Source organism: Novosphingobium bradum (assembly GCF_042646485.1).
Classification (GTDB): domain Bacteria; phylum Pseudomonadota; class Alphaproteobacteria; order Sphingomonadales; family Sphingomonadaceae; genus Novosphingobium; species Novosphingobium bradum.
The window spans coordinates 161847-182181 of the sequence record NZ_JBHRTQ010000002.1; the positions used below are offsets into that span (position 1 = coordinate 161847).

Annotated in this window: 19 protein-coding genes and 1 tRNA gene; 14 read left to right on the forward strand and 6 right to left on the reverse strand. The window is 69.4% G+C overall.

The features are described from left to right. Positions 1-36: 36 nt before the first annotated feature. The gene (locus tag ACFOD9_RS01935; protein ID WP_379508396.1) at positions 37-723 is read left to right on the forward strand and encodes a VIT1/CCC1 transporter family protein; all 687 of its coding nucleotides are present in this window, start codon (positions 37-39) and stop codon (positions 721-723) included. A gap of 102 nt (positions 724-825) precedes the next feature. Here ACFOD9_RS01935 and clpS read toward each other — a convergent pair whose 3' ends face one another. The 3 genes from clpS to ACFOD9_RS01950 form a co-directional block, all read right to left on the reverse strand. After that, positions 826-1221 carry an ATP-dependent Clp protease adapter ClpS gene (clpS, locus tag ACFOD9_RS01940; RefSeq protein WP_379508452.1) on the reverse strand — a complete coding sequence of 132 codons (396 nt, stop codon included), beginning with the start codon at positions 1219-1221 and terminating at the stop codon, positions 826-828. A gap of 282 nt (positions 1222-1503) precedes the next feature. Next, entirely contained in the window at positions 1504-2433 is a 930-nt protein-coding gene (locus ACFOD9_RS01945; RefSeq protein WP_379508397.1) for a phasin family protein, read from the reverse strand. Positions 2434-2574: 141 nt separating this feature from the next. Beyond that, positions 2575-4482: a PHA/PHB synthase family protein gene (locus tag ACFOD9_RS01950; RefSeq protein ID WP_379508398.1), complete on the reverse strand. Its 1908-nt coding sequence runs from the start codon at positions 4480-4482 to the stop codon at positions 2575-2577. A 192-nt stretch (positions 4483-4674) separates the two neighbouring features. Between ACFOD9_RS01950 and ACFOD9_RS01955 the strand changes: the two genes are divergently transcribed. The 3 genes from ACFOD9_RS01955 to ACFOD9_RS01965 all read left to right on the forward strand — a co-directional run bounded on the left by ACFOD9_RS01955 (position 4675) and on the right by ACFOD9_RS01965 (position 6834). Continuing rightward, entirely contained in the window at positions 4675-5874 is a 1200-nt protein-coding gene (locus tag ACFOD9_RS01955) for an LL-diaminopimelate aminotransferase (protein WP_379508399.1), read from the forward strand. 152 nt (positions 5875-6026) lie between these two features. Beyond that, positions 6027-6731, forward strand: coding sequence for a winged helix-turn-helix domain-containing protein (locus ACFOD9_RS01960; protein ID WP_379508400.1), 705 nt, complete (start codon positions 6027-6029; stop codon positions 6729-6731). 29 nt (positions 6732-6760) lie between these two features. After that, positions 6761-6834: transfer RNA gene (locus tag ACFOD9_RS01965), tRNA-Cys, on the forward strand. Positions 6835-6907: 73 nt separating this feature from the next. Here ACFOD9_RS01965 and ACFOD9_RS01970 read toward each other — a convergent pair. Beyond that, complete coding sequence (locus tag ACFOD9_RS01970) at positions 6908-7948, reverse strand: chemotaxis protein CheB (protein ID WP_379508401.1); 1041 nt, start codon at positions 7946-7948, stop codon at positions 6908-6910. Between the two features lie 216 nt (positions 7949-8164). Between ACFOD9_RS01970 and ACFOD9_RS01975 the strand changes: the two genes are divergently transcribed. From ACFOD9_RS01975 to ACFOD9_RS02010, 8 genes are read left to right on the forward strand one after another with little or no spacing between them, the layout of a single operon-like run. After that, entirely contained in the window at positions 8165-8425 is a 261-nt protein-coding gene (locus ACFOD9_RS01975) for an STAS domain-containing protein (protein ID WP_379508402.1), read from the forward strand. Next, positions 8422-10599: a chemotaxis protein CheA gene (locus tag ACFOD9_RS01980; protein WP_379508403.1), complete on the forward strand. Its 2178-nt coding sequence runs from the start codon at positions 8422-8424 to the stop codon at positions 10597-10599. Before ACFOD9_RS01975 ends, ACFOD9_RS01980 begins: the two co-directional genes overlap by 4 nt. Then, the gene (locus ACFOD9_RS01985) at positions 10596-11483 is read left to right on the forward strand and encodes a CheR family methyltransferase (RefSeq protein ID WP_379508404.1); all 888 of its coding nucleotides are present in this window, start codon (positions 10596-10598) and stop codon (positions 11481-11483) included. Before ACFOD9_RS01980 ends, ACFOD9_RS01985 begins: the two co-directional genes overlap by 4 nt. Beyond that, on the forward strand, positions 11480-12508 hold the full coding sequence (locus ACFOD9_RS01990; protein ID WP_379508405.1) for a protein-glutamate methylesterase/protein-glutamine glutaminase: 1029 nt from the start codon (positions 11480-11482) through the stop codon (positions 12506-12508). The genes ACFOD9_RS01985 and ACFOD9_RS01990 overlap by 4 nt, the downstream gene beginning before the upstream one ends. Next, entirely contained in the window at positions 12508-13077 is a 570-nt protein-coding gene (locus tag ACFOD9_RS01995) for a chemotaxis protein CheD (RefSeq protein WP_379508406.1), read from the forward strand. The genes ACFOD9_RS01990 and ACFOD9_RS01995 overlap by 1 nt, the downstream gene beginning before the upstream one ends. A 19-nt stretch (positions 13078-13096) precedes the next feature. After that, a complete protein-coding gene (locus ACFOD9_RS02000; RefSeq protein ID WP_379508407.1) occupies positions 13097-13468 on the forward strand; it encodes a response regulator in 372 nt (123 codons plus the stop codon). A gap of 29 nt (positions 13469-13497) precedes the next feature. Further along, positions 13498-13938 carry a chemotaxis protein CheW gene (locus ACFOD9_RS02005; protein WP_379508408.1) on the forward strand — a complete coding sequence of 147 codons (441 nt, stop codon included), beginning with the start codon at positions 13498-13500 and terminating at the stop codon, positions 13936-13938. Next, positions 13935-14264, forward strand: a complete 330-nt coding sequence (locus ACFOD9_RS02010; RefSeq protein ID WP_379508409.1) for a hypothetical protein — start codon at positions 13935-13937, stop codon at positions 14262-14264. Before ACFOD9_RS02005 ends, ACFOD9_RS02010 begins: the two co-directional genes overlap by 4 nt. A 119-nt stretch (positions 14265-14383) precedes the next feature. Here ACFOD9_RS02010 and ACFOD9_RS02015 read toward each other — a convergent pair whose 3' ends face one another. Then, positions 14384-15928 carry a methyl-accepting chemotaxis protein gene (locus ACFOD9_RS02015; RefSeq protein ID WP_379508410.1) on the reverse strand — a complete coding sequence of 515 codons (1545 nt, stop codon included), beginning with the start codon at positions 15926-15928 and terminating at the stop codon, positions 14384-14386. A gap of 209 nt (positions 15929-16137) precedes the next feature. Here ACFOD9_RS02015 and ACFOD9_RS02020 point away from each other — a divergent pair, with 209 nt between their 5' ends. Then, a complete protein-coding gene (locus ACFOD9_RS02020; protein ID WP_379508411.1) occupies positions 16138-16599 on the forward strand; it encodes a DUF1465 family protein in 462 nt (153 codons plus the stop codon). Between the two features lie 58 nt (positions 16600-16657). Further along, positions 16658-17533, forward strand: coding sequence for an MBL fold metallo-hydrolase (locus ACFOD9_RS02025; RefSeq protein ID WP_379508412.1), 876 nt, complete (start codon positions 16658-16660; stop codon positions 17531-17533). Between the two features lie 110 nt (positions 17534-17643). Here ACFOD9_RS02025 and acnA read toward each other — a convergent pair whose 3' ends face one another. Beyond that, entirely contained in the window at positions 17644-20313 is a 2670-nt protein-coding gene (gene acnA, locus ACFOD9_RS02030; RefSeq protein WP_379508413.1) for an aconitate hydratase AcnA, read from the reverse strand. Positions 20314-20335 lie beyond the last annotated feature (22 nt).

Here is a 20335-nt window from a genome sequence, read left to right on the forward strand (position 1 = left end):
AAGAAAAGGCCCGGAAGGATGCATATGGATACAACAATGATCGAGCGGCACGCCGTCCATCGGACGGGGTGGCTGCGCGCGGCCGTGATGGGCGCCAACGACGGGATCGTCTCGACCGCCAGCCTGATCATCGGCGTGGCGGCGGCGGCGGGAAGCGAGGGGCAGGTGCTCCTGGCCGGCCTTGCCGCGCTGGTCGCGGGGGCCATGTCGATGGCGGCGGGCGAATATGTCTCGGTCTCCAGCCAGGCCGACACCGAAGCCGCCGACCTGGCGCGCGAACGCGACGAGCTGGCGCGCCATCCCGAGGCGGAACTGGACGAGCTGGCCGCGATCTACCGGGGGCGCGGGCTCTCCTCCGATCTCGCGCATGAGGTTGCCCATGCGCTGACCATGCACGATGCCCTGGCCACCCATGCCCGCGACGAGCTGGGCATGGCCGATTTCCAGCGCGCCCGGCCGGTCCAGGCGGCCTGCTGTTCGGCGATCTGCTTTGGCGCAGGAGCATCACTGCCGCTGGCGATCGCCTCGGCCCTGCCGCTGGAATCGATGACCCGGGGCGTGGCCCTGTCCTCGCTGCTGTTCCTGATGATGCTGGGCGCGCTGGGCGCAAGGGCCGGGCGGGCCAGCGTGGGCCGCGCGGTGGCGCGGGTCGCCTTCTGGGGCGTGGCCGCGATGGGCGCGACCTGGGCGATCGGCAGCCTGTTCGGCACGGGGATCGGCTAGCGAGGCTAGCCTCGTCCTGACGTCAGGCGCCGTGGCAACGGGCCGGGACGGCCGGGTTGGAGCGCCCCGGACGGTCAGTCACGAGCGGTCAGAACGGAAGGGTCAGGCCTTTTCCAGCGTGCATTGCAGCGGGTGCTGGTGCTTGCGGGCGAAGTCCATCACCTGGTTCACCTTGGTTTCGGCGATCTCGTAGGGGAAGACCCCGCAGACGCCGACGCCCTTTTGGTGGACGTGGAGCATGACCCGAGTGGCCTGTTCGAGGTCCATCTGGAAGAAGCGCTTGAGCACGATGACGACGAATTCCATCGGCGTGTAATCATCATTCAGCATCAGCACGCGGAACTGGCTGGGCTTCTTGGGCCTGGCCCTGGTCCGCGTGGCAAGGCCGACATCGGCGCCGGGGCCAGCCTGGTTGGTGCGCCCGCCATCATCGCCCGGCGGGCCGGCGCGCGACGGGAGCGGCGCGCCCAGCCGGGTTCCCGACGGAATGCCCGACAGGGTGCCCGTCTGGACGCCGGACGGGGCGCCGGACAGGTCAGGCGTGCCGCGAGCGGCGGCGGGGAGATGGGGATGGCCGGGAATCATGTCGGCCCAGAATATCGTATCTCGCGGCCGACACACAAGATGCACCGGCGTCTTTCCTGAAACACGAAAGGCCGGGCGGCGCAATTGCCGCCCGGCCCGTCATGATGGCCGGTCTGGATAGACCCCCTTGTGCCGGGCCGGGAACCGCTGCCCCCGGCCGATGGCCAGGGCGCGCGAGGCCGGCCTGGCAGCCCGTCAGGCGGCCTTGCTGACCTTTTCGACCGCGATCGTCACGCGGCTCGACAGCGGCGCCACGGTTTCGTTGGCGAGCTTGAGGAAGGCTTCGGTGTTCTTCGAGGCCTGGGCAACCAGGCCATCGAACTGCTTGCGGACGAAAGCGCTCTGCAGCTGGAAGAACTCGGTCGGCGACTTGGCGGCGGCGAGTTCCTTGGCGTCGGCGGTCAGGCCTTCGAAGGCGCCGCGGGTTTCGGCCACCAGGGTGGCGCCGAGATCCTGCAGGCCGGCCGAGAGGATCTTGCCCGAAGCGACGACCGCCTCGACGTTGCCCTTGGCGAACTCGCTGGCATCGCCGAGCGCGGCGGTGTTCTTCTCGATGGCGGCCTTGGCCTTGCCCTGGAGATCGGAGAAAGTGGTCTGGATCGCGGAAAGATCGAACGGATTAGCCATGAACGTGTCCTTGAACTGAGCGAACTTCGGCTTGCCCGTGCCGAGCTTCGGGGAGGTGCGGGGCTTGGATTGGGCGCCGTCAACGATCGGGCGCCTGGCAGTGGCCCGGCGAACGGGCTTTGCGGCAGCTTGCGGGGCAAGTGGGGCTGCCGGAATGGGAGCAAGGGCGGGCTTGCGCGCCGCGACGCGCGGCTTGCCTGCCTTGGTCGGGGCCTTCGCGCGGGGCTTGGCCACCTTGGCGGCGACCTTGGCCGGGACGACCTTGGCGGCTTCAGGCTGGACGGCAGCGACCTTGGCTACTTCGGGCTTGGCTGCTTCTGGCTTGCTGGCCACCGGGGCGGCCGGCGCCTTGGCGACCGCAACCGCGGCCGGCGTGACCGCAGGGGCCGCGACGGGGGTTGCAGCCGGGGCGGGGGCGTTGGCGCCAGCCGGCTGGACGGCCGGGATCCCGGCGGCCGGAGCCTGGACTTCGGTCTGAACCTTGGCGTCGTCGGCCATCGCGTGCAATCCTTGACTGGCAAGCCCGGCGAGTCGCACCGCAGCTTCATGTTGCAGTGCACAAATGCCGCACCGCCGCGCGTCTGTCAAGGATTATTGTGCACTGCACAAACAGCCAGGCCCGGCCAGGAACCGGCCGGCCTACGGCGTTTTCACATAGCGGCCGGGCGCATCCTCGATCACCTTGTCGCCCCGCCCGCCGGGCGCGCGCTTGCCCTTGGCTGCGACCTGCCGTTCGCCGAGATCCGCCAGCCAGGCCCGCCAGATGGGCCACCACGAGCCGGGATGCTCCTCGGCCCCCTTGCGGAAGCTGTCATAGTCCGCGCGCTCGGCGGGATTGGTCCAGTACTGATACTTGTTCGCCGCCGGCGGGTTGACCACGCCGGCAATGTGGCCCGATCCGGCGAGGAGGAAGGTCCACGGCCCCTTGAGGTGGCGGGTCATGCGCCAGACGCTTTGCGGCGGGGCGATGTGATCCTCCACCCCGGCCTGGATGAAGCAGGGCACCGCGATCCGGGAGAGGTCGATCGGGGTGCCATCGGCCTCGAGCCGGTCGGGCTGGACCAGCAGGTTGTCGCGGTAGAGATCCTTCAGGTAGGACTGGTGCCAGCGGGCCGGCAGGTTGGTGGTATCCCCGTTCCAGTAGAGCAGGTCGAAGGCCGGGTATTCCTCGCCCAGGAGATAGTTGCGGATCACCGTGTTCCAGATGAGATCGGAACTGCGAAGCAGGTTGAAGGTGGCGGCGAGGTAGCGGCCATCGAGATAGCCATCGGTGGCAAGGCTGTTGATCACGGCGAGCTGGCGATCATCGATGAAGGCCTTGAGATCGCCGGCCTGCTCGAAATCGACCTGGGCGGTGAAGAAGGTGGCGCTGCGGACCTTCCCGCCCTCGCCCCGGCGCGCCAGGATCGCCAGGGTGGCCGCGAGCGTGGTTCCGGCCACGCAATAGCCGATCGCATCGACCGCCGGCACCTTGAGCCGGGCGCGGACCACGTCGATCGCATCGATCTGGGCGCGGATGTAATCGTCCCACATCAGGTCGGCCATGGAGGCATCGGCCGACTTCCACGAGACCATGAACACGCTGATCCCCTGGTCCACCGCCCAGCGCACGAAGCTTTTCTGAGGCGTGAGATCGAGGATGTAGAACCGGTTGATCCACGGCGGGAAGATCACCAGCGGCGTCTCGGCCACGGTTTCGGTGGTGGGGCTGTACTGGATCAGCTGGTAGAGCGGGGTTTCGTGGACGACCTTGCCCGGCGTGGCGGCCAGGTTGCGGCCAAGCTCGAAGGCGCTTTCGTCGGCATGGGTCAGCCGGCCCTTGCCGAGATCGGCCAGCAGGTGATCCATCCCCTTCACCAGGTTCTCGCCCCGGGTCTCGATGATCTTGTCGAGCACGACCGGGTTGGTCAGCGGGAAATTGGCCGGGCTGAGCGCCTCGACCAGAGTGCGCGTGGCAAAGACCAGCTGATCGTGTTCGGCCGGATCGAGGCCTTCCACCTTGTCGGCCAGGCTCAGCAGCTGCTCGGACAGGAGCAGGTAGCACTGGTGGATCAGGGCGAAGACCGGCTGTTCGCGCCAGCGCGGATCGGCAAAGCGGCGATCCTTGCGCGGCAGGCTGGCGCCGGCGCCCTTGGCATCGCCGGCGGCGAACTGGCTCAGCAGGTTTTCCCAGAGCGCGAGGCCATCGGCCAGCATCTGTTCGCGGGTCTGGCCATCGGCCAGCGGCAGGGCGCGGTACCAGCCTTCGACCACGGCGCGCCATTGCTCGGGCTGTTCAAGCCATTGGGCGATCCCCGCGCTGGCCGGGGCCGCCGCCGCGCCGGGGGCCGACCACAGATCACGCAGGCTGCCGGCGAAGGTTTCCCACGGCTTGGCGAGGGCCGCCTGGGGCGAGCTGCCCCAATCGGGCACGGCCAGGTTGCCGAAGGCGGAGAGCACCGACCGGGTCATCTCGCCCTGGATTTCCAGCATACCCCCGAACAGATCGCCCCCGAGCGGATTTCCCGGGGTGGCCGGGGGGGCGGCGGGGTCGTCATGCTTTGCCATCAATTCGTCTCCGCTCGGATCGATTGCCTAGGCATAGCCCGCCCGCGCCAGCCTGCAAGGCCAAGCCGACGCGCCACCGCCAAAACCTGCCCCGGCCATGCCCGCGCCATTTGCCTCGGCGCGCCATTGGCCCTAGAGACTTCGCCTGCGGCGCCGTTGCCGCGATCTAGCTCATGGAAATCTGCCAAGGTCATGGAAGACGAGTTCTACCGCATGAAGCGCCTGCCGCCCTATGTCATCGCCGAAGTCAACGCGATGCGGGCCGCGGCACGCGCCGCCGGGCAGGACATCATCGACCTGGGCATGGGCAACCCCGACCTGCCCCCGCCGGCCCACGTGATCGACAAGCTGTGCGAGGTGGCGCAGAAGCCTTCGGCGCATGGCTATTCGGCCTCGGCCGGCATTCCCGGCATCCGCCGCGCCCAGGCCGCCTATTACGGCCGCCGCTTCAACGTCGACGTGGATCCCGAGACCGAGGTCGTGATGACCATGGGCTCGAAGGAAGGCCTCGCCAGCCTCGCCACCGCGATGACCGCGCCGGGCGACGTGGTGCTGGCCCCCAACCCGAGCTATCCGATCCACACCTTCGGCTTCATCCTCGCGGGCGCCACGATCCGTTCGGTCCCGACCACGCCGGACGAGCGCTACTGGGCCTCGCTCGACCGGGCCATGGCCTTCACCGTGCCGCGCCCCTCGATCCTCATCGTCAACTATCCCTCGAACCCGACCGCCGAGACGGTGGACCTGGCCTTCTACGAGCGACTGGTGGCCTGGGCGAAGGAGAACAAGGTCTGGATCATCTCGGACCTGGCCTATTCCGAGCTCTACTACGACGGCAAGCCGACCCGTTCGATCCTCGAAGTGCCCGGCGCCAAGGACATCGCGATCGAGTTCACCTCGATGTCGAAGACCTTCTCGATGGCCGGCTGGCGCGTGGGCTTCGCGGTGGGCAATGCCAAGCTGATCGCCGCGTTGAAGCGGGTAAAGAGCTATCTCGACTACGGCGCCTTCACGCCCATCCAGGCGGCGGCCTGCGCCGCGCTCAACGGGCCGCAGGACATCGTCGAGGCCAACCGCAAGCTCTACCAGAAGCGCCGCGACGTCATGGTCGAGGCTTTCGGCCGCGCCGGCTGGGAGATCCCCAGCCCGCCGGCCTCGATGTTCGCCTGGGCACCGCTGCCGCCGGCCCTGAAGGACATGGGCAGCCTGGAATTCTCCAAGCAGTTGCTGACCGAGGCCGAGGTCGCCGTGGCGCCGGGCGTGGGCTATGGCGAGGATGGCGAGGGCTTCGTGCGGATCGCCATGGTCGAGAACGAGCAGCGCCTGCGCCAGGCCGCCCGCAATATCCGCCGGTTCCTCGCCAGCAAGGGGGTCAATAGCCCGGCTGCCTGAAGCTGTGGGCCGTTGGGGGGATAACTTTCCGACGCCTCCCGTTGCCCACCCGGCAAACGTTCCGTTAACGATTGCAGCGGCCCGCGAGACTCGCGGCCGGGAGTCGTCGTTACCGGCCACGCTTGCTGGCCGCTGTGCGAGAGTGCGGCAGGATGAGGCAGTTCGGCTGGCTGGGCACTGAGCGCATTCCGCCCGGGCTGGACCTGCGCCGCGATGGCTGGTCGCTGGTCAATCCGCCCGATGACCTGGCCTCTGCCAGCTTCCCGCTGTTGCTGCCCGAGCTGGGCCGGGCCATCGCCATCCGTTCGGTCCAGGTCCGCGCGCGGGTTATCGTCACCGGGATCGCCGATCCGGCCACCCGCGTCCACCTGCTGGCGCTCGACTTCGGCGAGGTGATTGCGCCCGAGGCCGACCTTGCGGAACTGGGCCTGCGGGCGCGGCGGGTGGCCCAATCGCTTGGCGCGCTGCCGCGCCGGCGCGCCCATGGCCCGGTCCTGCTCGACCTGCTCCACCGCGAGGGCTGGGTCGGCCGGCACCGGCTGGGCCTGCACCCGCGCGAGTTCGCCCTGCTCTGGCGGCTGGCGGAAAGCCCGGGCGTGGCGGTTTCGCCGGGCACCCTGCTCAACGAGGTGTGGCACCTGCCGCACCGTCCGGAAACCAACAGCCTGGCGGTTCACGTCTGCCGGCTCAGAGCCAAGCTGGCCGGGGTGGGACTGGCCGACCTGCTGCACACCAGCCCCGGCGGCTACCTGCTCTCACAAGTGCCCGACGAGCCGACCGCAGCCAGGCCGGGCAGCGCCGATCCGGGGGGCGCTGCGGCCAACAATCGCGTTGCAATGCCGGGCGCCTGCGGCTAGGGCGCCGGAACCACGCAATCCTGCGATCTGGCCCGATGGCGGAGTGGTGACGCAGCGGACTGCAAATCCGTGCACGCCGGTTCGATTCCGGCTCGGGCCTCCATCTCCTTTCCCAGTCCTGATCCCCGATTTCGGGGTGCCGTGGCCGCCGCTGGGTTGGCGGGGCGCGGTTCGGTTCAGCTCATCGAGCAGGCGGCCAGCACGGCCGCGGCCAGCCGGTCGAGACCCACGACCTGGCCCGCGCCGCCAGCGGCAATCGCGGCGGCCGGGGTTTCGCCGAAGGTGGCCGAGGCCGGGTCCTGGGCGATCGTGTCGCTCCCCGAATCGCGCAGCAGCTTCAAGCCCTTGGCGCCATCTTCGCCCATGCCGGTCAGCACCACGCCCAGCGCGGGCACGCCGGCCCGGGCCATGGTGCCATAGAGGAGGTTGGCCGAGGGACGCGCGCCTTCCACCGGCTCGCGATCGAGCAGGCGCAGGCGCGGCGGCTGGCCGACCTCGAACACCACGTGGCGCGCCGGATCGCTGGCGATATGGACGATGCCCTGGGTCAGTTGCGCGCCATCCTTGGCCAGCCGCGCGGAAAAGCCGGCCTCCTGGCCGAGCCGGCCGACGAAGGCCTCGACCACGACCGGCTCGGCGTTGAGCACGATCACGGTGGGCGGGCAGTTGGCCGGGTAGGCGGCCAGCACCGCGCTCAGCGCGTCGATCCCGCCGAGCGAGGCGCTCATCGCCACGATATGGCCGTTCCAGGCGAAGGCGGGGGCGGCAGCGGCCTCGGCGGTGCGGCGCGCGTGGTGGGCCTGGCGATCGCGGACATTGCTGTTGGCCGCCGCCAGCACGATCTTGCCGAGCTTGCCCACGGTCTTGGCGAATTGCTCGGGCGTGGCCTTGAGCGGCTTAGGGAAGCACTCCACCGCGCCCAGGTCATAGGCCTTGAGCGAGGTTTCGGTGCCCGCCTGGGTGAGGCTGGAGAGCATGACCACCGGCATCGGCGCGCTGCCCATGATCTCGGCAAGGAATTCGATCCCGCTCATCCCGGGCATCTCGACATCGAGGGTCAGCACGTTCGGCTTCAGTTCGGCGATCTGCCGACGGGCATCGTCGGCATTGGCGGCCGCGCCGACCACCCGGACGTTCTTCGCCTGGTCCAGCACATCGCTGAACAGGGCGCGCATCGCTGCGGAATCGTCGACGACCAGGACCTTGGCTTCATGCATGGCGACCATATTTCCCTTCAATGGTTTGTGCCCGCAGCACTAGCCGCCGGACAATAGCGAACGATCACCGTCCCCTAGGGGAAAGACCGTGGGTCCGGGACAAGCCCGTGTTGGCGGCCCGGCGCTAAACGTCTGGCTGGAAGCAGGGTCGCCGGGCGGCCTTTGCCCCACGACCAGAACCCGGATCGCTCCTGTTCTTCGCGCGAAAGGCCGCCAATGCACACCGTGATCCTCCCTGCTTCGTGCACCCGCACCGCCGCGCAAGCGCTCTTGCCCGAACTTGTCGCGGCGATGAGCCATGGCCCCTTCGCCATCGATGGCAGCGCGGTGAGCCAGGTGGGTCAGGCGGTGCTCCAGCTGCTGGTCAGCGCGCGGCGCAGCGGCGAGGGCGCGACGATCGCCCCTTCGGCGGCGCTGCTCGATGCCGCCATGCTGGCCGGGCTGGCCGGCGAACTGTTTGACGAGGTGACGGCGTGACTCACGAGGAAATCCAGCAGATCTTCTTCGTCGAATGCGAAGAATCGCTGGCCGCCGCCGAAGGCGGGCTGGCCGCCCTGCGCGAGGGCACGCGCGATGATGACACGGTCAACGCCGTGTTCCGGGCGATCCATTCGATCAAGGGCGGGGCGGGCGCCTTCGGCTTCGCCGCGCTCCAGGCCTATACCCACACCTTCGAAACCCTGCTGTCCGACGTGCGCGACGGCACGGTGGAGATCGCCGAGCCGCTGGTGGACCTGCTCCTGCGCGCGCTCGACACGCTCAGCGACCATGTGAGCGCCGCGCGCGAAGGGGGCGAGCCGCCCGCCGATGCCGCGCTGCTGGTCGAGCTGGAACAGGCCCGGACCGGCGCCCCGGCGACTCCCGCAGGGGACGAGGCGGCGCAAGGCGAAGGGCCGGCGGAGGGCGAGGAAGCTGCCGACGATTCCTGCGATGCCGACGAGCTCGGTCTCGACCTCGACGATATGCTCAACGACCTGCTGGGCGCCGGCCCCCGGCCCGAACCCGAGGCGCTGCCGCCAGCCGCGCCCTGGCGGCTGCGGCTGCGTCCGCATGGCGCGGCCATGGCCAATGGCAGCGAACCGCTGCTGCTCCTGCGCGAACTGGCCCGGCTGGGGGGCGAATGCGTGGCCTGCGACACCGCGCGGGTCCCGCAGCTCGAACACCTGCGGATCGACGAGGGCTACCTCGACTGGACCTTCCAGATGCCCGCCACGGTCGAGGAGACCAGCGCGCGCGACCTGTTCGACTTCAACGCCAACGAGTTCGACATGGCGACCGGCCCGGACGATCTGCCGCCCGCCGCCGCCCGCCGCGCCGATGCGCCGGCGGGCCAGGGGCACAGCCCGGCAACCGGCCAGCCCCCGGCCCCGGCTCCTGACCTGGCGGTTGTCCGGCCGGTCGCCGCCCCGCCGGCTCAGACGCCCGCCGAGCCGGCCACGGCGGTTTCCCCGGTGGCCGGAGCCACGGCGGGGGCCGGCCAGTCGATCCGCATCGACCTGGCCAAGCTCGACCGGCTGATCGATTCGGTCGGCGAACTGGTCATTGCCCAGGCGATGATGGCCCAGCGCCTGACCGGCGAGGGACTGGCTGCCGGCGAGGAACTGGCCCTGCTCGAATCGCTGACCCGCGACATCCAGGAAAACGCCATGTCGATCCGCGCCCAGCCGATCGGCTCGGTGTTCAGCCGGGTGCCGCGCATCCTGCGCGAGCTGGCCGCCTCCACCGGCAAGCACGTGCGCCTTGAGGTAATCGGCGAGGCGACCGAGCTCGACAAGACCGTGATCGAACGCCTCGGCGAACCGCTCACCCACCTCATCCGCAACGCGGTGGACCACGGCATCGAGAGCGCCGAGGAACGAATCGCCGCCGGCAAGAACCCCGAAGGCACCCTGACCCTTGCCGCCGAGCAGCGTTCGGGCCGCATCCGCATCCGCATCACCGACGACGGCAAGGGCATCGACCGCGAAAGGGTCTTCGCCAAGGCCGTGGAGAAGGGGCTGATCGCGCCCGATGCCCAGCTTTCGCGCGAGGAGATCGAGAACCTGATCTTCGCCCCCGGCTTCTCCACCGCGGTCACGGTCTCGAACGTGTCCGGGCGCGGCGTGGGGATGGACGTGGTGCGCCAGAACGTGAAGGACCTGGGCGGCCGGATCACCATCGAGACCGAACCCGGCCAGGGCACCAGCTTCATCCTGACCCTGCCGCTCACCCTCGCCATTTCCGATGGCATGATCATCTCGGTGGGCGACCAGACCCTGGTGGTGCCGCTGGCCCACGTGGTCGAGAGCCTGCGCCCCGATGGCGCGGCGGTCCAGGCGATGGGCGCCGACCGGCAGATGCTGAACGTGCGCGGCCGGTTCATCCCGGTGATCCCGGTGGGCAAGGCGATCGGCGCGACCGGCTGCTGCGCCTCGCCCGAAACCGGCGTGCTGATCGTGGTCGACAGCGAGGTGGCGGGACAGGCCGCGCTGCTGGTCGACGACATCTCCGACCAGCGCCAGTTCGTCATCAAGAGCCTTGATGCCAATTACCGCGCGGTAACGGGCGTGGCCGGCGCGACGATCCTGGGCGACGGGCGCGTGGCGCTGATCCTCGATGTCGACGGGCTGGTGGGCGCGGCCTTGCGGGCCAGCGAAAGGCTGGCCGCATGAGCCTTGCCCAGCCGCCCGCCCAGCCCCCGGCCCTGGCCGACGGCCTGCCGGGCGTCAGCCCCGGGGTCTACAATGCCAGCGATTTCCACGCGGTGGCCGAGATCATCTATGCCGAGGCGGGGATCGTCCTCGCCGAGGGCAAGGCCATGCTGGTCTATTCGCGCCTCGCGCCGCTGGTGCGGCGGGCGAACTGCGGAACCTTCGCCAATTTCATCGCCCGGGTGCGCGAAAACGACGAGGACCGGGCGCGCATGGTCGCCGCGCTGACCACCAACCACACCTTCTTCTACCGCGAGGCCCATCACTTCGAGCATTTCGGCCAGGCGGTCCGGCCCGGCCTGGTCGGCGCCCTGGCGCGGGGCGAGGCGGTGCGGATCTGGTCGGCGGGCTGTTCCAGCGGCGAGGAGACCTGGTCGCTGGTCATGACCCTGCTCGGCCCCGAACGGCAGGCCGGCCTGGACCTGGCCCGGCGCAATGTCCGCGTCCTGGCCAGCGACATCGCCGACCATGCGCTGGCCCGGGCCGAGGCGGCGACCTATCCGGCCAGGGACATGGCCCCGGTGCCCGAAGCCCTGCGCCAGGCCTGGACCCGCCCGGCCGGCGACAACCTGGCCCTGGCCGACGAGGCCCGCGCGATCGTGCGCCTGCGCCACCTCAATCTCCAGGGCGACTGGCCGATGCATGGCCGGTTCCAGGTGATCTTCTGCCGCAATGTCATGATCTACTTCGACAATCCCACCAAGGAACGGCTGGTCGAACGCTTCGCCCACGCGCTGGCGCCGGGCGGGCACCTCTACATCGGCCATTCCGAGCGGGTAACCGGCCCGGCCGCCGCCCTGCTCCCCCCCGTCGGCCCGACCATCTACCGGAGGAACACCGCATGATCCGTGTCCTGATTATCGACGATTCGGCGACCATGCGGGCGATCCTGATGTCGCGCCTTTCAGCCGAGCGCGACATCTCGGTCATCGGCACGGCGGCCAATGCCGCCGAAGGGCGCGAGCTGATCAAGCGCTTCAATCCCGACGTGGTCACGCTCGACATCGAGATGCCGGGGATGAACGGGCTCGACTTCCTCGAGAAGATCATGACCCTGCGGCCGACCCCGGTGATCGTCGTCTCCGGCTCGACCCAGGAGGGCAACGAGATCACTGCCCGCGCGCTCGCGCTGGGCGCGGTCGATTGCTATGCCAAGTCCGACCGCTCGGGGATGCTCCAGCTCGATGACAATGGCCGGCTCGCCAATCTCATCCGCGAGGCCGCCCAGGTCCGCTTCAACAACCGCTGGCCGGTTTCGCCCAAGGTGGTGGCCGCGGCCCAGCGTTCGGCCAACAGCCCGGGCGAGACGCGGCTGATCGCGATCGGCTCGTCCACCGGCGGGGTCGAGGCCTTGCAGGTGCTGCTCAAGGACTTCCCCGAAAACTGCCCACCCACGGTGATCGTCCAGCACGTCAACCCGCGCTTCGCCCCGGCCATCGCCCGCACGCTCGACCTGGCGACCGCGGCGAAGGTCCAGTTGGCCGAACCCGATATGCCGCTGCGCGACGGCAACATCTATCTCGCCCCTGGCGGCGATCGCCACCTGACCATCGGCGGGTCCAGCGCCTACTATGCCCGGCTGCGGACCGGCGATCCGATCGCCGGCCACGTCCCCAGCGTGGATGCGCTGTTCCATTCGGTGGCCGAGGTGGCCCGCGCCCGCGCCGTTGGCGTGCTGCTCACCGGGATGGGCAGCGACGGCGCCCGCGGCCTGCTCGCCATGGCCGAGGCCGGCGCCCAGACCATCGCCCAGGACGAGGCCACCTGCACCGTGTTCGGGATGCCCCGGGCGGCGATCTCGCTGGGCGCGGCGGCCATCGTCGCCCCGATCGAGCGGATCGCCCAGCACGTCCTGAGGCAGGCCGCCTGATGATTGCCCCCGCGCTCGATTCCGGCGGACAGCCGCCTGCCGCGCCCATTCGCCGCATCACAGTGCTGCAGGGCCAGGCGCGGGTGAGCGGGCGCGCGGACGACGAGCTGACCACGATCCTGGGCTCCTGCGTGGCGACCTGCCTGTTCGATCCGGTCGCCGGGATCGGGGGGATGAACCATTTCCTCCTGCCCGAACCGCCCGACAGCCACGATCCCGCCCAGGTCGATGTCCACTACGGCGTCTATCTCATGGAAATCCTGATCAACGATATGCTGCGCCACGGCGCGGGCAAGGAGCGGCTGCGCGCCCATCTCTATGGCGGGGCCAACCTGCGCGCCGGCATGGCGCCGATCGGCACGGCCAATGCCGCCTTCGCCCGTTCGTTCCTCGAACGCGAACGCATTCCGCTGCTGCGCGAGAGCCTGGGCGGCACCCAGGCCCGGCGCATCGAATTCCGGCCGGCCACGGGCCAGGTCCGCAGCCGCGTTGTCGAAAACCGCCTCGCCCGCGAGGCTCCGCCCATCCGCCGGCCTGCCCAGGGCAACGGCGAAGTCGAACTGTTCTGACGAAAGCGAGACCTGACCCATGCTCCAGCCTATCCGCATCCTGACGGTGGACGACAGCGCCTCCATGCGCGCCCTGCTCCGCCATGCCCTGGCCGGCAACGGCTTCGACGTTGTCCAGGCCGAGGACGGCGTCGCCGCGCTCGAATGGCTGGCCGGCAACGAGGTCGACGTGGTGATCACCGACATCAATATGCCCCGACTCGACGGCTTCGGCCTGATCCAGCAACTGCGCTCGGGCAGCCGCCACCGCGACCGGCCGATCCTGGTGCTGACCACCGAAAGCTCCGACGAGAAGAAGCTGCGCGCACGCGCCGCCGGGGCGACCGGCTGGATCGTCAAGCCGTTCGATCCCGACAAGCTGATCGCGGCCGTGCGCCGCGTGGCCCACTGACCCCCTCCTCCTGACGCAAAGGTGACCCGATGCCACGCGAATTGATCACGTTTGAAGTCGAAGGCCAGTTGTTCGGACTCGACGTCATGGCCATCCGCGAAATCCGCGCCTGGACCCCGGTAACCCGCCTGCCCGGCGTGCCGCACTATGTGGCCGGCGTGGTCAACCTGCGCGGCACGGTGCTGCCGGTGGTGGACCTGGCCGCCCGGCTCGGCTGGCCCGCCACCGAGGCGACCGCCCGCCATGCGATCATCGTCACCCAGTCGGGCACGCAGGTGCGCGGGCTGATCGTCGATTCGGTGAGTGACATCGTCGCCTTCCCCGACGATGCGCTCCAGCCGCCGCCGGCCCCCTCGGGCGACAGCGTGGTTGCCTTCCTCGAAGGGCTGGTGACCCATGACGATCGCATGATCATGGTGCTCGACCTCAAGACGCTCAACGCCGACGAGGCGGTGCTGGAGGCCGCATGAACCGCCCCGGCCCCGTATTCTCCGTCTCGGGCGCGGTGTTCCTGCCGGCGAATGGCGCCCAGGCGCCCGATCCCCATCTCAAGGAGATGGCGACCATGCTGGCCGAGATCAGCACCCAGCTCGAAGCCCTGGGCGAAGTGCTGTGCCGCGATCCCGAATTCGTCGACCGCCATGTCCAGGCGCTCCAGGCGATCGATCTGATCGCCCAGAAGCAGCGCGCGCTCGCCGATGTGCTGGGCGCCGAATGCCCGACCAGCGCGCTCGCCGGGGTTGGCCTGGAGGAGGTGGTCGGCCGGTTCAAGACCCTGACCCGCAAGCGGATCTGAGCCGCCGGCCGGCGCTTTCGCCCGACCCCCACGAAAAGGCCCGCGCTGCCTGGGAGCAGCGCGGGCCTTTTCGTGCGTGCCGATGCGGTGGCCGGGGGTGCCGCCCCGGCCACCGGCGATCAGAACTCCGCCCAGTCGTCTTCATCCGGCTGGGCCTTGAGCGCCAGGGCACCTCGGGTCGGTGGGGCTTTTGTAGCCGGGCCGGCAGACCGAGCCGAAGCGGGGCGAATGGCCTGCACCCGCCCGCCCTCGCCCGGGCCGCCCAGCCGGAAGCGCGTGACCAGCTCGGCCAGCCGGGCCGCTTCGGTGGCCAGGCTGCGCGAGGCGGCCGTGGCCTCTTCCACCATGGCCGCGTTCTGCTGGGTAACGAGGTCCATCTCGCGCACCGCGCCATTGACCTGACCCAGTTCGACCGACTGTTCGGTGGCGCGCGCGGCGATCGAGGTCACCAGGTCGACCACTTCGCGCACCCGGGTCACGATGCTGTCGAAGGCGGTGCCCGACCGGCTGACCAGGGCGGCGCCCTGGCCGACCTGCTCGCTGGAGGCGCCGATCAGCTGCTTGATGTCGCGCGCGGCATCGGCCGAGCGCTGGGCCAGGGCGCGCACTTCGGTGGCGACCACGGCAAAGCCCTTGCCGGCGTCCCCGGCACGCGCGGCTTCCACCCCGGCGTTGAGCGCCAGCAGGTTGGTCTGGAAGGCGATGCCATCGATCACGTCGACGATCTTGCCGATCTCGGCCGAGCTCTTCTGGATCCCCTCCATCGCCCGCACCGCATCGAGCACCACGGCCGCGCCCTCGATCGCCACGTCGCGCGATTGCTCGACCGCGCCGCGCGCGCCGCCGGCTTCCTGCGCGCCCCGGGCGATGCCCGTGGTCAGCCCATCGAGCGCCGCCGAGGTTTCCTCGAGCTTGGCGGCCTGGTTCTCGGTCCGCCGGGCGAGGTCGTCGGAGGCGTGCTGGATCTCCAGCGCCCCGGTCTTGATCGTTTCCGATACCCCCGCCACCTCGGACAGGGCCTCGGTGATATGCTGGCGCATATTCTCGAAGTCGTCCTCGATCCGGGCGAAGGCCGGCGGCAGGCCTTCCAGCCGCGCGGTGAAATCACCCTCGGCCATCCGCGCGAGGGCATCGGCCATCTTGTCGACCGCCGTTCGCCGTTCGGCATCGGCGTCGTAATAGGCCGAAAGGGCCACGGTCATGTCGTAGAGCGCCAGCTTGACCAGGGTCGCCACCGCGTCGGCGGTGCGGGCGCGCCCGCCCAGGGCGGCCAGCGCGGCGGGGCCGGATTGGATCATGCCGGCCACCACTTCGGCCAGGATGCTGGCATAGCCACCGACATACCACTTCGGCTCCAGCCCGATCCGCGCATGGACCTCGCCGATCATGGTCGCCCGCTGGACATAGGCCGCGCCCGGCTGGCCGCTGAACAGGTGGCGCCAGTGATCGAGCTGCTTGGCCCTGGCCGCCTCCATCCCCGCCCGTGACGAGAATTGCCGGGCGGTTTCGGGCGTGGCGGCGATCTTGTCGTAGAACCGCCCAAGAGCGGCTGGCGCGTGGCGTTCCAGCGCGGCGGCGATCCGCGGGAGCCGCTGCCAGTCCTCGGGGCCGAGGTCGTAAAAGAGCATATCGGGAGCCTGCGCCTCCGATCCGGGAGCCTTCATGCCGATCATTCCTTCACACGCTTCAAGAACGGCCTGATCATAGGCCGCCCCGGCTGAGGGAACGGTTGCGCTGGCGCTTAGGGGGCAACCCTTATCCAGGCTGGGCAGATCTTGCCGCGTTCCAATCCGGCACAGTCCCGAAATGACCGGTGAATAGCCCGCAATGGCGATTGTAACCGGGACTCAGGGCGCGGTATCGGCAGCAGGTCATGTCGCAGACGGCCAATCTCAATCCGCGGATCATCGAATCCCTCTATGTCGAAGGGCTGATGCTCTCCGACGAGGTGCGCGCCGCCTTCGATCCTTCGCGCCGGATGCTGGCCGGCCCCGATCCCGCCGCCGCCATCGCGCTTTCGTGCGAGGCGCTGCGGACCACCACGCGGATGATGCACGCGGTGGCCTGGCTGCTCAACCACCGGGCCTACCTGCGCGGCGAGATCAGCGAGTTCCAGCTGCGCCGCCACGGCCGCATCGCCGTCAGCCTGCCGGCCTCCGAGGCCGGGCGCATGGCCCTGTTGCCGGCGTCGATGCAGGAGCTGATCGGAGCGACCGAGCGGTTCTACGCGCGGCTGGTCCGGCTGGATACCGGCTGGCGCGAACGCGCCCTGCCGGTGCCGGGCGCCCCGGCGATCCAGCGCCTGCGCGACCGGCTGGCCCGAAGCGCCGGCTGATCGCCCAACCTCGACGCCCGACCTCGACAGGGAGGGTCGCACTCTCCATATCCGGCCCATGGACTTTCCCGCCCAGCCCTGGCCGACCGGCCGCGCCGAACAGCTCGAACCGCTGGTGCGGCGCGTGCTGGCGCCCAATCCCGGCCCGTTCACCTTTACCGGCACCGAAACCTACCTGGTCGGCGCCGCCGGCGCCCTGGCGGTGATCGATCCGGGGCCGGACGATCCGGCCCACCTCGGCGCCCTGCTGGAAGCGCTGGGCGATGCACCGGTGGCGGCGATCTGCTGCACCCACAACCACCGCGACCATTCGCCCGCCGCCGCCCTGCTGGCCGTGGCGACCGGCGCTCCGGTGATCGGCTGCGCGCCGCTGGCGCTGACCAGCGCCGGGCCGCGCGGCGATGCCCCGTTCGATCCGACCTATGCCCCCGACCACGTGCTCGCCGATGGCGACAGCCTGTCCGGCCCCGACTGGACGCTGACCGCCGTGGCCACCCCGGGCCACACCTCCAACCACCTGTGCTTCGCGCTGGAGCAAAGCGGCGCGCTGTTCACCGGGGATCACGTGATGGGCTGGTCGACCAGCGTGGTCATCCCGCCCGATGGCGACATGGCCGCCTACATGGCCAGCCTCGACAAGCTCCATTCCCGCGAGGATCGGGTCTACTACCCCGCCCACGGCCCGCAGGTGGACAAGCCGCGCCAGCTGGTGCGCGGCATGATCGGCCACCGCCGCCAGCGCGAACGCCAGATCCTGCGCCTGCTCGGCACGGGCGAGGCGCGGATCGTCGAGCTGGTCCCCCGGATGTACAAGGGGCTGGACGAACGGCTCCATGGCGCAGCGGGGATGTCGGTGCTGGCCCACCTGGTGGAGCTGGAACAGCGCGGCACGGTGGAACGGCGCGACGAGGTGTGGATGCTGCTGGAGGGCTGATAGTGGGCAGGCGCCTCCCGCGCCGATTTCCGCACCGGCCTTTCATCCGCCAGAAACGAAAAAGCCCGCCGTTTCCGGCGGGCTTTTCCTTGTCGGCGATGGAGCCGTGATCAGGCGGCGAGCTTCCGCAGCACGTATTGCAGGATACCGCCGTTCATGAAGTACTCGACTTCGTTGGCGGTATCGATCCGGCACAGCGCGGTGAAGGTGAACTTCGAGCCATCCTTGCGGGTGACTTCAACGTCCACGTCCTGGCGCGGCTGGAGGTTGGCGACGCCCAGAATCGTGAAGGCATCGTCGCCGCTGAGGCCCAGCGAGGTGCGGCTCTCGCCGTCCTTGAACTGGAGCGGGAGCACGCCCATGCCGACCAGGTTCGAGCGGTGGATGCGCTCGAAGCTTTCGACGATCACCGCGCGCACGCCCAGCAGGTTGGTGCCCTTGGCCGCCCAGTCGCGGCTGGAGCCGGTGCCGTATTCCTTGCCGGCGATGACGACCATCGGCGTGCCTTGCGCCTTGTGCTTCATCGCCACGTCGTAGACCGCGCCGACGTCCTCGCCGTAGCGGCTCATGCCGCCCTCGATGCCGGGGACCATCTCGTTCTTGATGCGGATGTTGGCGAAGGTGCCGCGCATCATCACTTCATGGTGGCCGCGGCGGGCGCCGTAGGAGTTGAAGTCCGCCTTGGCGACCTGGTGCTCCATCAGCCACTTGCCCGCCGGGCTGTCGGCCTTGATCGAGCCGGCCGGCGAGATGTGGTCGGTGGTGATCGAATCGCCCAGGATGAGGAGCGGCTTGGCCTCGACGATGTCGTTCACCGGCGCCGGGGTCATCTCCATGCCCTCGAAATAGGGCGGGTTGGCGACATAGGTGCTGCCGGCGCGCCAGTGGTAGGTTTCCGAACCCGTGACGTTGATCGCCTGCCAGTGCGCGTCGCCCTTGTAGACGTCGGCATAGCGGGCCTTGAACATGGCGCGGTCGACGCAGGCGGTCATCGTCTCGTAGACCTCGGCGTTGGTCGGCCAGATGTCCTTGAGGTAGACGTCGTTGCCGGCCGTGCTCTTGCCGATCGGGGTGGTGGTGAAATCCTCCACCACGGTGCCCTTGAGCGCATAGGCCACGACCAGCGGCGGGCTGGCGAGGAAGTTGGCGCGCACGTCGGGTGAGACGCGGCCCTCGAAGTTGCGGTTGCCCGAGATCACCGCGGCGGCCACCAGGCCGTTCTCGTTGATCGCCTTGCTGATCGGCTCGGCCAGCGGGCCGGAATTGCCGATGCAGGTGGTGCAGCCATAGCCGACGAGGTTGAAGCCGATCGCGTCGAGGTGCTTCTGCAGGCCGGCCTTGTTCAGGTAGTCGGTGACGACCTGGCTGCCCGGCGCGAGGCTGGTCTTGACCCACGGCTTGGGCTTGAGGCCCAGCTCATCGGCCTTCTTGGCGACGAGACCAGCGGCCACCAGCACGCCCGGGTTGGAGGTGTTGGTGCACGAGGTGATCGCCGCGATGGTCACGTCGCCATCGCCGATGGTGTAGTCGGTCCCGGCGACCGGCACGCGCTGGTAGGTCTTCTTGTAGGTGTTCGCCATGTCGGCGTTGAACACGTCGTCCACTTCGGGAAGCGAGACGCGGTCCTGCGGGCGCTTGGGGCCGGCGAGCGAGGGGACGACGGTCGAGAGGTCCAGCTCCAGCGTGGAGGTGAACACCGGTTCCACGGCCGGGTCGATCCAGAAGCCCTGCTCCTTGGCATAGGCTTCAACGAGGGCGATCTGGCTTTCCTCGCGGCCGGTGAGGCGCAGGTAGTCGAGCGTCTTGTCGTCGATGCCGAAGAAGCCGCAGGTGGCGCCATATTCCGGGGCCATGTTGGCCAGGGTCGCGCGGTCGGCCAGTGTCAGGCCGGCGAGGCCCGGACCGAAGTATTCGACGAAGCGGCCGACCACGCCGTGCTTGCGAAGCATATTGGTGCAGGTCAGCACGAGGTCGGTCGCGGTCACGCCTTCCGGCAGGGCGCCGGTGAAGCGGAAGCCGACCACTTCGGGGATCAGCATGGAAACCGGCTGGCCCAGCATCGCGGCCTCGGCCTCGATCCCGCCCACGCCCCAGCCGAGCACGCCCAGGCCATTGACCATGGTGGTGTGCGAATCGGTGCCCACGCAGGTGTCGGGATAGGCCACGGCCGCGCCGCTCTGGTCGGTCGAGGTCCACACCGCCTGGGCGATGTTCTCGAGGTTGACCTGGTGGCAGATGCCGGTGCCCGGGGGCACGGCGTAGAAGTTGTTGAGCGACTTGGAGCCCCACTTGAGGAAGTCGTAGCGCTCCATGTTGCGCTCGTACTCGATCTCCATGTTCTGCTCGAAGGCCTTGGGATGGCCGAATTCGTCAACCATCACCGAGTGGTCGATCACCAGGTTCACCGGGACCAGCGGGTTGATCTTGGAGGTATCGCCGCCCAGCTTGGCGATGGCATCGCGCATGGCGGCCAGATCGACCACGCAGGGCACGCCGGTGAAGTCCTGCAGCAGCACGCGGGCCGGGCGATACTGGATCTCGCGGCTCGAGCTGGGGTCCTTCTGCCAATCGGCCAGGGCCTTGATATCGTCGGTGGAAACGGTGAAGCCGCCGTCCTCGAAGCGCAGCAGGTTCTCCAGCAGCACTTTCATCGAGAAGGGCAGGCGCGAAACGTCGCCGATCTTCGCGGCCGCCTTCTTGAGCGAATAATAGGAAAAGTCCTTGCCGCCCACGTTCATCGTGGAGCGGGTGCCGAGCGTGTCCTGTCCGACCTGGGTCATCTGGCTTCAATCCCCCTTGGGA

What these genes read in the sequence shown, in the direction of transcription:
- ACFOD9_RS01955 (WP_379508399.1), top strand. Translation starts at nt 4,675, where the DNA reads ATGGAAGACGAGTTCTACCGCATGAAGCGCCTGCCGCCCTATGTCATC.
- acnA (WP_379508413.1), bottom strand. Translation starts at nt 20,313, where the DNA reads ATGACCCAGGTCGGACAGGACACGCTCGGCACCCGCTCCACGATGAAC.
- ACFOD9_RS01975 (WP_379508402.1), top strand. Translation starts at nt 8,165, where the DNA reads ATGCACACCGTGATCCTCCCTGCTTCGTGCACCCGCACCGCCGCGCAA.
- ACFOD9_RS01950 (WP_379508398.1), bottom strand. Translation starts at nt 4,482, where the DNA reads ATGGCAAAGCATGACGACCCCGCCGCCCCCCCGGCCACCCCGGGAAAT.
- ACFOD9_RS01945 (WP_379508397.1), bottom strand. Translation starts at nt 2,433, where the DNA reads ATGGCCGACGACGCCAAGGTTCAGACCGAAGTCCAGGCTCCGGCCGCC.
- ACFOD9_RS02025 (WP_379508412.1), top strand. Translation starts at nt 16,658, where the DNA reads ATGGACTTTCCCGCCCAGCCCTGGCCGACCGGCCGCGCCGAACAGCTC.
- ACFOD9_RS02010 (WP_379508409.1), top strand. Translation starts at nt 13,935, where the DNA reads ATGAACCGCCCCGGCCCCGTATTCTCCGTCTCGGGCGCGGTGTTCCTG.
- ACFOD9_RS02015 (WP_379508410.1), bottom strand. Translation starts at nt 15,928, where the DNA reads ATGAAGGCTCCCGGATCGGAGGCGCAGGCTCCCGATATGCTCTTTTAC.
- ACFOD9_RS01935 (WP_379508396.1), top strand. Translation starts at nt 37, where the DNA reads ATGATCGAGCGGCACGCCGTCCATCGGACGGGGTGGCTGCGCGCGGCC.
- ACFOD9_RS01960 (WP_379508400.1), top strand. Translation starts at nt 6,027, where the DNA reads ATGAGGCAGTTCGGCTGGCTGGGCACTGAGCGCATTCCGCCCGGGCTG.
- ACFOD9_RS02005 (WP_379508408.1), top strand. Translation starts at nt 13,498, where the DNA reads ATGCCACGCGAATTGATCACGTTTGAAGTCGAAGGCCAGTTGTTCGGA.
- ACFOD9_RS02020 (WP_379508411.1), top strand. Translation starts at nt 16,138, where the DNA reads ATGTCGCAGACGGCCAATCTCAATCCGCGGATCATCGAATCCCTCTAT.
- ACFOD9_RS01985 (WP_379508404.1), top strand. Translation starts at nt 10,596, where the DNA reads ATGAGCCTTGCCCAGCCGCCCGCCCAGCCCCCGGCCCTGGCCGACGGC.
- ACFOD9_RS01995 (WP_379508406.1), top strand. Translation starts at nt 12,508, where the DNA reads ATGATTGCCCCCGCGCTCGATTCCGGCGGACAGCCGCCTGCCGCGCCC.
- ACFOD9_RS02000 (WP_379508407.1), top strand. Translation starts at nt 13,097, where the DNA reads ATGCTCCAGCCTATCCGCATCCTGACGGTGGACGACAGCGCCTCCATG.
- ACFOD9_RS01970 (WP_379508401.1), bottom strand. Translation starts at nt 7,948, where the DNA reads ATGCATGAAGCCAAGGTCCTGGTCGTCGACGATTCCGCAGCGATGCGC.
- ACFOD9_RS01990 (WP_379508405.1), top strand. Translation starts at nt 11,480, where the DNA reads ATGATCCGTGTCCTGATTATCGACGATTCGGCGACCATGCGGGCGATC.